Consider the following 13,832-nt stretch of genomic DNA (forward strand, 5'->3'; position numbering starts at 1 on the left):
TCACTAAAAGAACAAAAGCTTGCGGCCTGAAGCTGGCAGCTTCAAGCTCACTTATACTGCAACGTGTTCAGCAGATGCACCATATCCTGCTTCACGTACTCGATAACCGGGGCCAGCGAATCGTTGGCGGTAGCGGTGCGGAAGTACAGGGCCCCGCGCAGGAAGTGGCGGGTGCTGTCGGTGGTGTAGAACTGGAACTGGCTGGGTACCTCGCCCTGCAGCTCGAACACTGTGGCGCGCATGCCACCGGGCATTTGGTACACCCGCTCATCAATGCCCGAGGCTTTGATTTCGTGCTTGCCGGTGAGCTTGCGGGCGTCTTCGAGCAGCCGGTTGAAACCCTGGCGGTCGGCGCGCACGTCGGCGTAGGTGAGCTGCACGTTGGCCTTGAGCTGCGGGTAATACACGTTTATCCAGTGCGGCTTGGCCAGGTACGAAGAGTCGCGCAGGATTTTGGCCGCCCGCGAGTACTCGAACGTGTAGGGGTGGCCCGGTGCCAGCCGCTGGTAGCTGTGGGGCGGTAAATCGATGCGGTTGTAGCCCTTGGGTTTGGGCGTGAAATCGGGCGTCGAAGTGCAGCCGCCCAGCAGCAGGCTGGCGGCGGCCACGCACCAAAAACCAGGAAAGCGGAAAAAAGCCATGCAGCGGAAACGCGACGAGTGAACGGTAAAGGTAACTACGAAATGCCGCGCAACGTGCCCGCCCGCACGCAAAAAGCCCCGGCCGAGCCGGGGCTTTACTACACGCAATGCGCTGGCGAATTTAGAACGGCAGCTGGTCGAGCTCCGGCTCCTGGCGGAAGGTAACCGGCTCCTCGGCTGCGGCCGCCGTGGCGGGCTGGGCCACGCCGGCCGCAGGGCGCGAGCCGAGCAGGGAAATTTCGTCGGCTACGATTTCGGTGATGTAGCGGGTCTGGTTGTCCTTGTCCTGGTACTGCCGGGTGCGGATGCGACCCTCCACGTACACCTGCTGGCCCTTGTGCAGGTACTTTTCGGCCAGCTCGGCCAGGCCGCGCCAGGCGGCAATGTTGTGCCACTCGGTCCGCTCGACGCGGGTGCCCTGCTTGTCCTTATAGTACTCGTTGGTGGCCATCGTGAAATTGGCGACGGTGGTGCCGCCTTCCAGGTGCCGCACCTCGGGGTCTTTGCCCAGATGCCCAATCAGGATAACTTTGTTGACGCTTGCCATATGTGTAAGAGTGAAGTGATTAAGCTTGATGATGTGTTGCTTTTCGGTGTAATAAAGATAAACACGAATATTGTAAATGCCAAGAAAATTGGCGAATTAAATTTGCTTATTGCTAATGTAATTAGTGATAAGCACTGACTTGGGCAACTGCTCGATTTCCTCTCCCCGATAAGCAGCTAGCCCGGCAGCCGCAGTATCTGGCGGAAGTGGCGCGCTCAGCCACACTTCATGGAAGCGGGCCTCCACTTTCTGGTGGCTCAGCACGTGCCGGGCCGCTACGGCGGGCTCCTCGGCCCGGTCGGTGGCTACGCGGCCGCCCAGTTGCTCCACGGCGGCCAGCAGTTCGGCGGCCGGCAGTTCGGCCGTGTCGGTTTCGTGCAGGGCGAAGTCGTAGAGGCCTTCCCAGATGTCCTTGGGGCCGCGCTTGCGCAGGTACACCGTATCGGCGTGGCGTAGCACCAGGTAATGGAAGTAGCGGGTGCGGGTGGCTTTGGCCTTGCTTTTCACCGGCAGCTCGGCCACTAGGCCGTGCTGGAAGGCAAAGCAGCGGCTTTGCAGCGGGCAGAACATACAGTCGGGCTTGGCGGGCGTGCACTGCAGGGCCCCGAACTCCATAATGGCCTGGTTGAACTCGGCCGGGTGGTCGGCCGGAATCAGCTGGTCGGCCAGCAGCTGAAACGGCTTGCGGCTGGCGGGCGCGGCAATGTCGTGGTGCAGGCCGAACACCCGGGCCAGCACCCGGTACACGTTGCCATCGAGCACAGCTACTTTTTCATCGTAGGCAAACGAGGCTACGGCCGCGGCCGTGTACTGCCCCACGCCTTTGAGCTGCAGCAGCCCGGCGTAGGAGGCCGGGAACCGGCCGCCAAACTCGGCCACCACCTGCTGGGCCGTGTGGTGCATGTTGCGGGCCCGCGAGTAGTAGCCCAGGCCCTGCCAGTGGCGCAGTACCTCGTCGGACGGGGCAGCGGCCAGCGCCTGCACAGTGGGGTAAGTAGTGCTGAAGGTCAGGTAGTAAGGCAGGCCCTGCCTGACGCGGGTTTGCTGCAGAACGACCTCCGAGAGCCAGATGAGATACGGGTCGCGGGTGTGGCGCCAGGGCAGGTCGCGGCGGTGGCGCGGGTACCAGCCCAGCAGGGCTTCGGCGAACCAGGAGTAGGATTCAGGCGTTGTGAGCGGGAGAGAGGAAGCAGGCAAGTTTTTGATATAGAATTAGTTGAATGGATGGGCAGGCGAAAGGCGGATTGCAGCGAAACGGTTTGCAATCCAAAAAAAGGGGGCTACCTTTGTGGCCCTTAAAACGTGGGCAAACTCTTACCGGGCAAGTGCTTACGTTTTCAGGCTGGCACCCGTGCCGACCCTTATTTTTTTCACCCTTAGTACACTTACCCGTGACTAAAGCAGAAGTAATTGCCGAAATTGCCGACAAAACCGGCATCGAGAAAGCCGACGTTTCGGCTACCGTAGAAGCCTTCTTTAAAGTCGTGAAAGACTCGATGGCCGACGGCAACAACATTTACGTGCGTGGCTTCGGCTCGTTTGTTAACAAGAAGCGCGCAAAGAAAGTAGCCCGTAACATCTCGAAAAACACGTCCATCATCATCGACGAACACTACATTCCGAGCTTCAAGCCCTCGAAAACGTTCATCGGGAAAATCAAAAACAGCAAGAAAATCAAGGAGATGGCCGCTTAAGCGGACATTGCCTTTCCGTTGCCGGTCTGGTCGCCGGGAATTCCTGCTTGAACAGGAACCCCCGGCGACTGGCCCTTTCCCCGTTCTGTCGATGGCCGTTAGCACTTCCTCCTCCAAGCACCAACTTCTGATTCTGGCCCTGGCTCTGGCCCTGGTCGCCGGCTTGTTTCTGCTGCCGAAGGTAATTGTGAAGCCCAAAGACGGCCAGCCTACGCTGGCCCAGAACGGGGCCACGGCCAACCGCGACCAGGGCGCGGCTACTCCCGCCGTGGGGGAGCTCGACGAGCACGGCCACCCGGCTGGCAGCCACGACGAGCCCAGCGGCCCAACCGCCGAACAGCCCCACATGACGATGCCCGCCGCTCAGCGCCGGGAAATCAGCACGCTGGTGGCTAAGTACACGGCTACGGACGACATGGGCTCGAAGCTGAGCGTAGCCCGCGAGCTGGCCGAAAAGTACAAAGCGGTGGAGCGCTTCGATAGTGCGGGCTACTACCTGGAGCAAATTGCTCTGGTACGCCCCGGCGAACAGGCTTTCCAGCGGGCCGCCGACCAGTACTACGAGGCCTACAGCTTCGCGACTACCGAGGCCCGGCAGAAACTGCTGGGTGCCAAGTGCCGCGAGCTGTACGAGCGGGTGCTGAAAAACAACCCCGACAACCTCGATGCCAAAACCAACCTCGGCATGGCCTACATGGCCAGCGAGAATCCGGTGAAGGGCATCTCGCTGTTGCGGGAAGTTTTGGCTGCCGACCCACGCAACGAAAAGGCGATGTATAATCTTGGTTTACTGGCAGTTCAGAGCAATCAGTACGATAAAGCGGCCGAGCGTTTCAAGGAGCTGACCGAAATCAATCCGAAAAACGTCAACGCGCAGTTCTATCTTGGCGTTTCGTTAGCCCAAACGGGCGCGAAGCAGGAGGCTCGCAAAGCCTTCCTGGCAGCCAAAAGCATCAGTTCCGACCCGTCTTTGGCCGCGTCGGTAGATGAGCAGCTGCAGAAACTCCAGTAAAGGAGTTGTAGTTATTGTTGCTAGTTGTCAGTTTATATACAGAACTGATAGCCACAACTGACAACTGACAACCAAAGACTGACAACTAAACAAAATTCAACCATTTAACCCCAACAACATGCCTTGCGGTAAAAAAAGAAAGCGTCATAAGATTGCTACTCACAAGCGGAAGAAGCGTCTGCGCAAGAACCGTCACAAGAAGAAGTAAGCCCCGGCGGGGTTTGCTGATGGGGCTTCTCGACTGAAAAGGGCCCGTCTATTTCTCACTTAGGTTCTTCCGAGAGTGGCCAGAAACATGCTTTCCCCGAGGCTGACAAGGGAAGCCGGCGCCCACGTGCGCTGGCTTCCCTTTGCGGGTTTCGGGGCCGGTGCGTTTGGTCTGGCTGCCAATCAGGAGCTCCTTCCTAACCGCTTAATCCATTGAGTAACGAATTAATCATTAATTCTACTCAGGACGGAGAACGGATTGCCCTGCTACAGGACAAGCGGCTCATCGAATACCATTTCGACCGCAACGACACCGCCTATTCGGTTGGTGACATCTTCCTGGGCACGGTCAAGAAAGTTATGCCCGGTCTGAACGCCGCGTTCATCGACATTGGGTATCAAAAAGACGCCTTTCTGCACTACGGCGACCTGGGGGAAAGTTTCCCCTCGCTCGTGAAGTGGGGCAAGAGCGTTCAATCGCAGAAAAACACCGTCGGGTCGCTGAAAAACTTTCAGTTTGAAGCGCCCCTCGACAAAGTAGGGAAAATCGACACCGTACTCAAGAAGGGCCAGCAATTGGTGGTCCAGATTGTGAAGGAGCCGATTTCGACCAAAGGCCCGCGCCTGTCCACCGATATTTCGATGGCGGGCCGGTATCTGGTGCTGGTGCCGTTTTCCAACACCATCAGCGTGTCTAAAAAGATTGTCAGCCGTACGGAGCGGGACCGGCTTAAGCGCCTCATCGCCTCCATCAAGCCCGACAATTTTGGCGTGATTATCCGCACCGTGGCCGAGGGCCGCGAAGTGGCTGAGCTCGACCGGGACATGCAGAACATGACCGAGAAGTGGAACACGCTCCACGACAACTTGAAAGTGGGCAAGCCCAACGACAAGATCCTGGGCGAACTGGGCCGCACCTCCTCCATGCTACGCGACATGCTCAACGAGTCGTTCGATGCCATTACCGTGGACTCGCCGGCCCTATACGAGGAGATGCGCAGCTACCTGCAACAGATTGCTCCCGACAAGCTCGGGCTGCTGAAACTGCACACCGGCAAGGTGAAGGTGTTTGAGCAGCACGGCATCGAGAAGCAGCTCAAAACGCTGTTTGGAAAGGCCGTAACGGCCCCCGGCGGCGGTTACCTGGTTATCGAGCACACCGAGGCCCTGCACGTTATCGACGTGAACTCGGGCAACAAGAGCAATCAGGAAGGCGACCAGGAAGCCACGGCGCTGGCCGTGAACCTCGCGGCCGCCAAGGAAGTAGCCCGCCAGCTCCGGCTGCGCGACATGGGCGGCATCATCGTGGTCGATTTCATCGATATGAAATCGGCCGAGAGCCGCAAGAAGGTGGAGGATGCGGTGCACAGCGTGATGAAACACGACAAGGCCCGCTACACCATCCTGCCCATCACCAAGTTTGGCCTGCTTCAGATTACCCGGCAGCGCGTGCGGCCGGCCGAAGCCATTGTAACCGGCGAGGTGTGCCCCACCTGCGGCGGTACGGGCAAGATTTCGGCTTCCATCCTCGTGACGGACGAAATCGACAACAGCATCGACGACCTGCTGGTCGCTCAAAACCAGTCGGGCATTACGCTTTCAGTGCACCCGTTCCTGCACGCCTACTATACCAAAGGGTTGGTAAGCCGTCAGATGAAATGGTACCTGAAGTATTATAAGTGGGTGAAGGTGACCAAAGACACCAGCATGGGTCTCACCGAATACCGCATCGAGGACGAAAACGGCGAGGAAATCGAGCTGCATTCGGCCGCGGCGGCCATGAGCCGGTTGCAGGACCGGGAACTGGAAATAGTTGACTGATTAACTGAAGACTGACGGATTTTTTCTGCGAAAAAAACTCCTCCTGATAGAAGAAACCCCCGCGCTGCTCAGAGCAACGCGGGGGTTTTTCGTTGAGGGGTGTTTGATAATAGACGTTCATTCTTCGACTCCGCTTCGCTTCGCTCAGAATGACGGTCTGTTGCTACTCAATACCCCCTTAAAACTTAATGCCCAGATCCAGCGCGAATTCACTGTTTTTCAGCTCGGCGTTTTTGATGCCTAGTTTGTCTTCGAAGTACTTATCGATGTTGAGTAGGCCGCGGTGGTAGCTGATGCCGGCCAGAAACTTGGTGCTTTGGCCGAGCTGGCGCTCGATGCCGGCGCCGAGGCGCAGATTGGCATCGGGGATGATGGCGTGCTTGGTTGCCTTGGTGCGGTTGCCTGATGCTGGGCTGGTGTAGTACTTGTCGCCATCGACGCGGGCGCCGATAACGCCGCCCAGTGCCCCGCCGAGCTGGAAGTAGACTTTGGTATCCTCGGCCACATCGTTGGTGAACAGTTTTACCGTGAGCGGCACCTGCAGGTACTGCAGGCCCAGCTTCTGCTCGTAGCGCCGCTGACTGGCGCCGTCGAAGTAGCTAACCTTGCCACCCTTGCCCACCAGTTCCAGGCCGGTGCTGAAGGCGTAGTTCTGGCCGAAGAAGTAGTCGACGATAAGGCCGCCGCCCAGGCTGAGCTTGGCATTTTCGTTTTTCAACTCGTCGCCGTTGGGCGAGCTGGCCCGCAGGCTGGTGAGGGAGGGGGACACCTTGAGGCCGATTTCGACCTGGGCGGAAGCCGTGCCGATGGCGGCGGCACTGAAAACAAGGGCAAGCAGGGCCTTTTTCATGGCGGAAGCGGAAAAGCGGTGGAGGAAGGCCAGGGCCCGGCGGCAGGCCGGCGGATTTGGCTACTTTTGAATCAAAGATAGAACCGTGATGCACATTTCTGCCCGTTTGCATGCCCTGCTGCTCGCTGCCTCGGCGGCGGCCGCCCTAAGCCTGGGAGCCTGCTCCCGTAACCAAGACCGTTGTGAGCTGAGTCCTGAGGTGGCCCGGGTGGAGGCAGCGGTACGGCTTGAGCGGCTCGAAAAGCCTTTTTTCAAGCTGAAAACCCCGGCCGACGCCGACCAGTTTCTGCAGCAGCACGGGCTGTTTGCGCGGCAGTTTCTGCAGGCCGGCCAGTACCCGCCGGGCGTGCTGAGCGCCACGCTGGCCCGGCTGGCCACCAACGCCGGCCTGCAGAAGCTGGGCGCCCAGGCTGATAGTACCTTCCGGGGGCCGCAGCTGCAGCAGAACCTGACGCGGCTGTTCCAGCACGTGCGCTACTACTACCCCAGCTTTAAGGTGCCGCCCATCGAAACCTTCGTGAGCGGACTAAGCCAGGATCTGTTCGTCAACGACAGCCTGATTGTTATCAGTACTGACTATTTCGTGGGGCCCACGGCCGTGTACCGGCCCAATGTGCCGGGCTACATTCAGCGGCGCTACACGCCCGAGCACCTGGTGCCGGGTCTGGCGCTGGCCATCAGCACCAAGTACAACCAGAAGCCCGCCGCCGGCCAGACCATGCTCGGCGAGATGGTGCACTTCGGCAAGGCCCTGTACTTCGCCCAGCAGATGCTGCCCTGCACCCCCGATTCGCTGCTTGTGGGCTATACCGACGCCGAAATAGCCGGTGTCGAGTTCAATGAGGGAAAAATCTGGGCCCATTTCATCGAGAAGAATCTGCTCTATAGCACTGCTCCGTTTGTTATTCAGAAGTACATCGGCGAGCGGCCCAACATTCCGGAAATCGACAAAACCGCGCCCGGCCGCGTGGGCGCCTGGCTGGGCTGGCAAATCGTGCGCAAGTACATGGCCGAAAACCCCAACGTAACCCTGCCCCAGCTCATGGCCGAGAAGGACGCCCAGCGCATCCTCAACCAGTCGCGCTACCGGCCCAGGGTAAATAGTGGGCGGGTGAGCAGTTAGGAGCTTGGAATATGGAATTAAAAGTGAAAAATTAAAACCGCTTGTCATCCTGAGCTTGCGAAGGACCTATCCAGAAGCTATACACTGATGTCAGCCTCTGGATAGGTCCTTCGCAAGCTCAGGATGACAAGCGGTTTTAATTTTACTTTTTACTTGAAATAAGATGCTCACGAAAACCTTTGGCTCGGCTGTGCAGGGCGTAAATGCCTACACGATTACGATTGAAGTGGTCGTGTCGCAGGGAACCGGGTTTTTCGTGGTGGGGCTGCCCGATAATGCCATCAAGGAAAGCCAGCAGCGGGTGGAGGCGGCCCTGAAGTTCCGGGGCTACCGCATGCCCCGCACCAAGGTGGTGGTGAACATGGCCCCGGCCGACATCCGCAAGGAGGGTTCGGCCTACGATTTGCCCATCGGGCTGGGCATTCTGCACGCCTCGCAGCAGCTGGACACCGAGCGGCTGGCCGATTACGTGATTATGGGCGAGCTGGCCCTCGATGGGGAGCTGCGGCCGATAAAGGGCGTGCTGCCCATTGCCATTCAGGCCCGCAAAGAGGGCTTCAAGGGGCTGATTCTGCCCCGCGAGAATGCGCAGGAGGCGGCCATCGTCAACAGCCTCGATGTGATTCCGGTGGGCACCATGCAGGAGGCCGTGGACTTTCTGGAGGGCCGGCTGGAAATTGCACCGGTAACGATGGATACGCGCGACCTGTTTCAGCAGACGGCCAACCAATATGAGGCCGATTTTGCCGACGTGCAGGGCCAGGAGAACATCAAGCGGGCCCTGGAAATTGCCGCTGCCGGGGGCCACAACGTTATCATGATCGGCCCGCCGGGTGCGGGCAAAACCATGCTGGCCAAGCGCCTGCCCAGCATCCTGCCGGCCCTCAACATGCAGGAGGCCCTGGAAACGACCAAGATTCATTCGGTGGCCGGCCGGCTCGGTAGCCACGCCTCGCTCATCCATACCCGGCCCTTCCGGGCCCCGCACCACACGATTTCCGATGTGGCATTGGTGGGAGGGGGGAGCAATCCGCAGCCGGGCGAAATCTCGCTGGCTCATAACGGGGTGCTGTTTCTCGATGAGCTGCCTGAGTTCAAGCGCACGGTGCTGGAGGTGATGCGCCAGCCGCTGGAAGAGCGCCGGGTAACCATTGCGCGGGCCAAGCTCAGCATCGAGTTCCCGGCCAACTTCATGCTGATTGCGAGCATGAATCCCTGCCCCTGCGGCTACTACAATCATCCTGAGAAAGAGTGCGTGTGCTGTAAAAGTCCACAGTAGTTGAGACTTTTCCGATGTTGATGAGATAATTTCCATTGGTTATGAGACGAGCTACGGTAATCGAGACACTAGAATTGCCAATTACCTTACCTTCCCTGTCCCCTGGGCAGGCTTACCAGTTGGTTGCTGTCGGTGCTTTCGCGCATGATTCACACCCATCGAGAGACTCCCAGATTCCCCTCTCTTTTCGCGAGGTAAGTCAGGATGATGGCCAGCCGGTATCCGGCGATTCCCCTGTTGTCAAAAGCAAAGTGCACGTTCACCAAGCAATGAGTTTGCGAGGGGGGACAATGTGGACCAAGACAGGAGTCCCTTTGGGTCCTTCCCCAGCCTTACAAAGCCGTAAAATATCGCTCGGTGCTGGCCCCATCGAACCACAATGCCTGAAGGACATCCTGACGAATTTCACTGACCCCGGTGAGTTAAGCGAACTATACAAGTTTTTACCTCCAAGCCTTTTACGGCAGTTAGGCAAGACCCCTTTCGTTCAAGTTCAACACAAGGATAATACCTACTTGATTCCTTGCTTTGAACTAGCCCGGGCCTTCTACTTTTGGACCGGACCCAAGATGATTGACTTCTTCTTTTCCCCGCTTCAAGCCCATCATCTTTGCCAGCCCCTGCGGGCACCCACTGCCGGCAATCGCCAACGGGCCAAAATGATGCTGGTAGTGTCTCCCACCTTACAGGATACACTGGACCTGCCTAGAGCTTATACGCCCCTACAGGTTACGCAGATGGCCCACCTGCTTTTCTCACCCGTCTTCGCTCACAGTTTCAACCGATTGCACTCCTCCATGATAGGGCAGTGGGGGAAGGGAGTTCCAGCCCATGTTTGGCTAACCCTTGAATTAGGAAAAGCTATAAGGGTTCGCGCGGAAGGATTTCCCTTCACCTACAACGGTAAGCCCTTTTTCTGGACTTGTGCTTTACCGGAGCGCGCTTCTTACTTCTGCTTTTGCCACTTGGACTACACTGCCCTGTATGATACGCGGATGGCTACCCCCAGTGTTACTTCGGATACGTCGTCGGCCCCCCCGAGCCCCGGTGGTGCCCGCGCACGGATGCAGGTAGGAGCATCGATCAGCCACGATTCCAACCAGGCCGGTAGCAGCCAATACGCCGGGCAGCAAGTGCACGTTCCTTCCGACGAAATCGTGGGCCTGCCTTCCATCAGGCGCGACAAAAAAATAATTAAAGCCCAAGTTAAACAATGGCTCAAGTGGTGGATTAACGGCCGGCCCACCGTTTTAAGTGAACGGGCGGGTGGGCGCGACCTAGATATAGCGAAGGTAGATCTACACCTCGATGTACACCGGCTTACTTACTCGGTCTACTTTGAAGCTATCGTCACATTATTGCGTAAAAGAAATGCAGTCAAATGCTTAGCGCAGAATACAAGTATTCCCTCGACGCCTATTAACTACTGCTTACTGCCCATCAAGTTTCGCCCCGCCACCCACAGCCCCTACCGGGTAGCCGTCGCAGAAATAGTAACTGGTGCGCGGGGCCGGGAGGGTTACTTTTACTTTTTCCAAGTATTGGCCAGTCGCAGCCTGCGCTCCGGTTTTTTGTACAAAGGGGACCAATCGCAACTCACCCCCGACCAACTCGACGATCTGTTGATAGCCATTCACCGCAAGGAAGATGATTGGCGCAAAGTTATAGAAGACTTCCAAGAGCGATTGACGCGCAAGTTTCACACCGAGTTGGTCATTCTCGCCCGTAATCATCTATACGTAGAGAGCGACGCGATGCGATGCGAAAAGGAGATCCGCTCCCTAGCCGGACTCAAAAAAATCAAGACGCCGTAATCTCGACGACCACTTTTTTCTCCATGAAATCACTGCTGCTGGCCTTGGGGGGCGGTCTGTTCGTTTCCGAGCCCGAAGACGGTCTCGCTGCCCGTAAACCCGCCACCCGGCCCGCTAAGACCTTGGCCGCCTCATTGTGCCGCTGCTCGGGTGATGCGTATTGCCGATCGTTTCGTAACTGTAGTGCCTGCGGTCACTGTGCCGGCAAGGGCGATAGCTGCGGGGTATGTGCCACTTATTCGGCTCCCGTGCGGACGTACTGGACCCCTGCCCGCACCCGCTCGGCAAGGTGCTTCCGGCAGTGCGCCCCGTACCATGACCGCCGGAACAAAAACGGTGCTGGTGGAGGGCGTGCGCTACGTGGTCACCGCGTCGATGCTCAACCTACGGGCCGAGCCTGACATTGATGCCGAGATGCTACGTGTCCTGGAGACGGGCGACGCCGTGACCGTACTGGAACTGATGGACGGTCAGTGGGCCCGTGTATCAAGCGAAAACGCTTCACTCGGCGATTTGGAATGCTACGTGGCAAAGGCGTATCTAGGTAAGCGGTAATGACCGGAAGGGAATTGCCTACGGCCCACCGTGCAATACGTTTCGGACAAGAGCAAACCCTTTTTCAGAGAAATCAGCTTCATTCTGATCGACGTTCGGCGAACGGATCGCCACCAAGTAATTCAACTTTGATTCACCTCACTGAATAAATGCCAATATCGTCAGAATTAAAGCCGTTGTACGCAAGCGTCAAACGGCTCAGAATGGGAGACTACTTACATTCCAAAGGGTTCGAGCTTTACACCATCGAGAATGACATAGACGATTTGTGGACGCGTTGCAGACAGCTGGTTCAAAGCAGCCGTAAGGTCATAATGCTAGGCTTTCATAATACGGAAGACGAAGAGGAGGCATTCATGCACATGATCGACGCGCTAAGCGAGGACGAAGATCATATGGACGAAATCATCATAGAAACCTTCGTAGGCTTTGCGGAATGGAGCAAGATCAGCCATGATTTCACGGGAGTGTACAAGGCGTTGGACAAATTAGAATTCACGAAGGAAACCATCAAGCGGTTCGCGAAGGCTGTCGATTCCGCGATGCTGGGTAAGCCAACCAAAGAAGAAGCCTCACGAACGCCCGATCGACAGGTTGTGAAGAAATCCGGCGACAGCGACGCTCCGACTCAGCAAGATTCAATGAATCCTCCAATCAGCAAAGTGTTCATCAGCCATGCATCGGCCAACAAGAAGGTAGTCGATGAACTGGTCGAGTTACTGGAACTTGTCGGAGTACCTTCCGATAAGATATTCTATTCATCCCTGCCTGAGTACGGGATCGCTCCGGGCGAAGATTTCTTAGCCCGAATCAAGACGGAAATAAGCGAAGGGGTGTTGGTCGTCTTCGCCATGTCCCGGCAGTTTCTCGACAGTCCAACGTGCCTGTGCGAGATGGGCGCGGCCTGGGTCTTGTCACGACTTCACATTCCCGTCGTCATTCCCCCGTTCCGCTTCAGCGACATTCGAGGCGTCATCCCACTCACCCAGGGTACGACCATCAACGACCCGCGAGAGATCAACGTTTTCGCCAAGCGCGTGGCAGACACGTTTGGCTTGCCTTCGCCGTTGCAGAACCCCACTTGGGAGCGGAAGCGAGACCGCATCCTCGATATAATCAATGAGCGAATAGCGCGCGAAGCGGAGGAAACGAAGCAGGGCGAATCACGCTCGTCCATCAAAGGAAGTGGCACCATGCCAATCGGAGGTGTACAGTTTTAGAAATCACCTCAAAAACGACTTGTTTCAACGTGCCGGATTGCCATTCGGGCGGTCATCATGAGTTGCGGTGGTATTGCAACTTATAAGGACGTATCACGTTATCTGTTGCGCTGCTTCGGTTAGCAGCTAGTCTGCTTTACAGGCTATTATGTTACACCTATCATTACGACATAAGATGGGAATTAAAATTAAACATGAGCTAGGGCTCAGTATCACGTCCGTTGAAAACGAGAAGGACAACGAAGAAAAAGTGGAAAAAATCTTCGTGAAGGCGTCGCGGAACGTAAATCTCGGCGATTACTTGATTTACGATGCCACCTTCGATGACGACGAGGGTTTATCCAACAGAGGTCGGCACGTGTACCGCTTCCCAAAGTGCGAGCTGGCCGAGGGGCAACGGGCGGTGTTACGGATAGAAGAAGGGGTGAGGAGTCCGATTCCTGTCACCTTCGGCGGTAAGCCAGGCTTTCGGTTCTACTGGGGCAGAAAGGGCCCTGTCATCAACAATGGGGGCGACAAACTCACTCTGGTAGAAATCAAAGGCAGCAGCGTCCACACCGCCTGATGGCTTTGAAGATTAGAAAAGCCCTTCTGGCCATGTGGTCGGAAGGGCTTTTGCTTTTTACGTAAGATGGCCGGTCCGTCCGGGATTGCTTGTGTCTCCCAAACACTCGGCATGCCGAATATCACTCGATTCCGGCGGATTTGCGTCAAGTGGGGTGGTCCAGTAAAAACGGACAGTGCGCTAAGGTAGGTTGATTTTCAAGTCATGTTCGAATTGGTGGGGTGAGCGGTAGCCGAGGGCAGAGTGGCGACGGTCGAGGTTGAAGTAGGTGTCGAGGTAATGGGCCACTTCTAGGCGGGCTTCTTCGATCGAGGCGAAGGCGGTGCCTGGGGGCAGTAGCTCGGTTTTGAGCGTGCTCCAGCCCGCTTCGGCCTGGGCGTTATCATACGGATTACCCGGCCGGCTGAAGCTGGGCAGGGCCCCCGCTTGGGCAATGCGGGCGCGACAGGCCGCGCTGGTGTACTGGCTGCCGCGGTCGGCGTGGATGATGAGCCCCGGCGCGGG

13 protein-coding genes and 1 pseudogene are annotated in these 13,832 nt (G+C 57.3%); 9 read left to right on the forward strand and 5 right to left on the reverse strand.

Annotated elements, in window-relative coordinates; genetic code table 11:
• Positions 1-47: 47 nt before the first annotated feature.
• From gldD to mutY, 3 genes are all read right to left on the reverse strand, one after another.
• The gene (gene gldD / locus BMY67_RS16190; RefSeq protein WP_092773575.1) at positions 48-641 is read right to left on the reverse strand and encodes a gliding motility lipoprotein GldD; all 594 of its coding nucleotides are present in this window, start codon (positions 639-641) and stop codon (positions 48-50) included.
• Between the two features lie 121 nt (positions 642-762).
• Positions 763-1,188 carry a single-stranded DNA-binding protein gene (locus BMY67_RS16195; protein ID WP_092773577.1) on the reverse strand — a complete coding sequence of 142 codons (426 nt, stop codon included), beginning with the start codon at positions 1,186-1,188 and terminating at the stop codon, positions 763-765.
• 96 nt (positions 1,189-1,284) lie between these two features.
• Positions 1,285-2,385 carry an A/G-specific adenine glycosylase gene (gene mutY / locus BMY67_RS16200; RefSeq protein WP_092773579.1) on the reverse strand — a complete coding sequence of 367 codons (1,101 nt, stop codon included), beginning with the start codon at positions 2,383-2,385 and terminating at the stop codon, positions 1,285-1,287.
• 194 nt (positions 2,386-2,579) lie between these two features.
• Here mutY and BMY67_RS16205 point away from each other — a divergent pair, with 194 nt between their 5' ends.
• From BMY67_RS16205 to BMY67_RS16215, 3 genes are all read left to right on the forward strand, one after another.
• Positions 2,580-2,882: an HU family DNA-binding protein gene (locus BMY67_RS16205; RefSeq protein WP_019948438.1), complete on the forward strand. Its 303-nt coding sequence runs from the start codon at positions 2,580-2,582 to the stop codon at positions 2,880-2,882.
• A 91-nt stretch (positions 2,883-2,973) separates the two neighbouring features.
• Positions 2,974-3,894, forward strand: a complete 921-nt coding sequence (locus tag BMY67_RS16210) for a tetratricopeptide repeat protein (protein ID WP_245745069.1) — start codon at positions 2,974-2,976, stop codon at positions 3,892-3,894.
• A 420-nt stretch (positions 3,895-4,314) separates the two neighbouring features.
• Positions 4,315-5,922 (forward strand): Rne/Rng family ribonuclease, encoded by a 1,608-nt coding sequence (locus BMY67_RS16215; protein ID WP_092773581.1) that lies wholly within the window; start codon positions 4,315-4,317, stop codon positions 5,920-5,922.
• Between the two features lie 178 nt (positions 5,923-6,100).
• Here BMY67_RS16215 and BMY67_RS16220 read toward each other — a convergent pair whose 3' ends face one another.
• Positions 6,101-6,772, reverse strand: a complete 672-nt coding sequence (locus tag BMY67_RS16220; protein ID WP_092773584.1) for a porin family protein — start codon at positions 6,770-6,772, stop codon at positions 6,101-6,103.
• A gap of 88 nt (positions 6,773-6,860) precedes the next feature.
• Between BMY67_RS16220 and gldB the strand changes: the two genes are divergently transcribed.
• From gldB to BMY67_RS16250, 6 genes and pseudogenes are all read left to right on the forward strand, one after another.
• Positions 6,861-7,895, forward strand: a complete 1,035-nt coding sequence (gene gldB / locus BMY67_RS16225; protein ID WP_143069866.1) for a gliding motility lipoprotein GldB — start codon at positions 6,861-6,863, stop codon at positions 7,893-7,895.
• Between the two features lie 163 nt (positions 7,896-8,058).
• Positions 8,059-9,156, forward strand: a pseudogene (locus BMY67_RS16230) (YifB family Mg chelatase-like AAA ATPase); the annotation flags it as partial.
• Positions 9,157-10,139: 983 nt separating this feature from the next.
• Positions 10,140-10,988 (forward strand): hypothetical protein, encoded by an 849-nt coding sequence (locus BMY67_RS16235; protein ID WP_143069867.1) that lies wholly within the window; start codon positions 10,140-10,142, stop codon positions 10,986-10,988.
• A 315-nt stretch (positions 10,989-11,303) separates the two neighbouring features.
• On the forward strand, positions 11,304-11,543 hold the full coding sequence (locus tag BMY67_RS19395) for an SH3 domain-containing protein (RefSeq protein WP_177189875.1): 240 nt from the start codon (positions 11,304-11,306) through the stop codon (positions 11,541-11,543).
• Positions 11,544-11,746: 203 nt separating this feature from the next.
• Positions 11,747-12,763, forward strand: coding sequence for a toll/interleukin-1 receptor domain-containing protein (locus BMY67_RS16245; RefSeq protein WP_177189876.1), 1,017 nt, complete (start codon positions 11,747-11,749; stop codon positions 12,761-12,763).
• Between the two features lie 175 nt (positions 12,764-12,938).
• Complete coding sequence (locus BMY67_RS16250; protein ID WP_092773595.1) at positions 12,939-13,328, forward strand: hypothetical protein; 390 nt, start codon at positions 12,939-12,941, stop codon at positions 13,326-13,328.
• A 180-nt stretch (positions 13,329-13,508) separates the two neighbouring features.
• On the opposite strand, the gene BMY67_RS16255 is transcribed toward BMY67_RS16250, so the two are convergent.
• Positions 13,509-13,832 (reverse strand): integrase core domain-containing protein (locus tag BMY67_RS16255; RefSeq protein ID WP_143069868.1); only part of this gene is annotated, 324 nt, incomplete at its 5' end.

This window comes from Hymenobacter actinosclerus (assembly GCF_900111515.1).
GTDB classification, from domain to species: Bacteria; Bacteroidota; Bacteroidia; order Cytophagales; family Hymenobacteraceae; genus Hymenobacter; species Hymenobacter actinosclerus.

What these genes read in the sequence shown, in the direction of transcription:
- BMY67_RS16220 (WP_092773584.1), bottom strand. Translation starts at nt 6,772, where the DNA reads ATGAAAAAGGCCCTGCTTGCCCTTGTTTTCAGTGCCGCCGCCATCGGC.
- gldB (WP_143069866.1), top strand. Translation starts at nt 6,861, where the DNA reads ATGCACATTTCTGCCCGTTTGCATGCCCTGCTGCTCGCTGCCTCGGCG.
- BMY67_RS19395 (WP_177189875.1), top strand. Translation starts at nt 11,304, where the DNA reads ATGACCGCCGGAACAAAAACGGTGCTGGTGGAGGGCGTGCGCTACGTG.
- BMY67_RS16250 (WP_092773595.1), top strand. Translation starts at nt 12,939, where the DNA reads ATGGGAATTAAAATTAAACATGAGCTAGGGCTCAGTATCACGTCCGTT.
- gldD (WP_092773575.1), bottom strand. Translation starts at nt 641, where the DNA reads ATGGCTTTTTTCCGCTTTCCTGGTTTTTGGTGCGTGGCCGCCGCCAGC.
- BMY67_RS16195 (WP_092773577.1), bottom strand. Translation starts at nt 1,188, where the DNA reads ATGGCAAGCGTCAACAAAGTTATCCTGATTGGGCATCTGGGCAAAGAC.
- BMY67_RS16210 (WP_245745069.1), top strand. Translation starts at nt 2,974, where the DNA reads ATGGCCGTTAGCACTTCCTCCTCCAAGCACCAACTTCTGATTCTGGCC.
- BMY67_RS16245 (WP_177189876.1), top strand. Translation starts at nt 11,747, where the DNA reads ATGGGAGACTACTTACATTCCAAAGGGTTCGAGCTTTACACCATCGAG.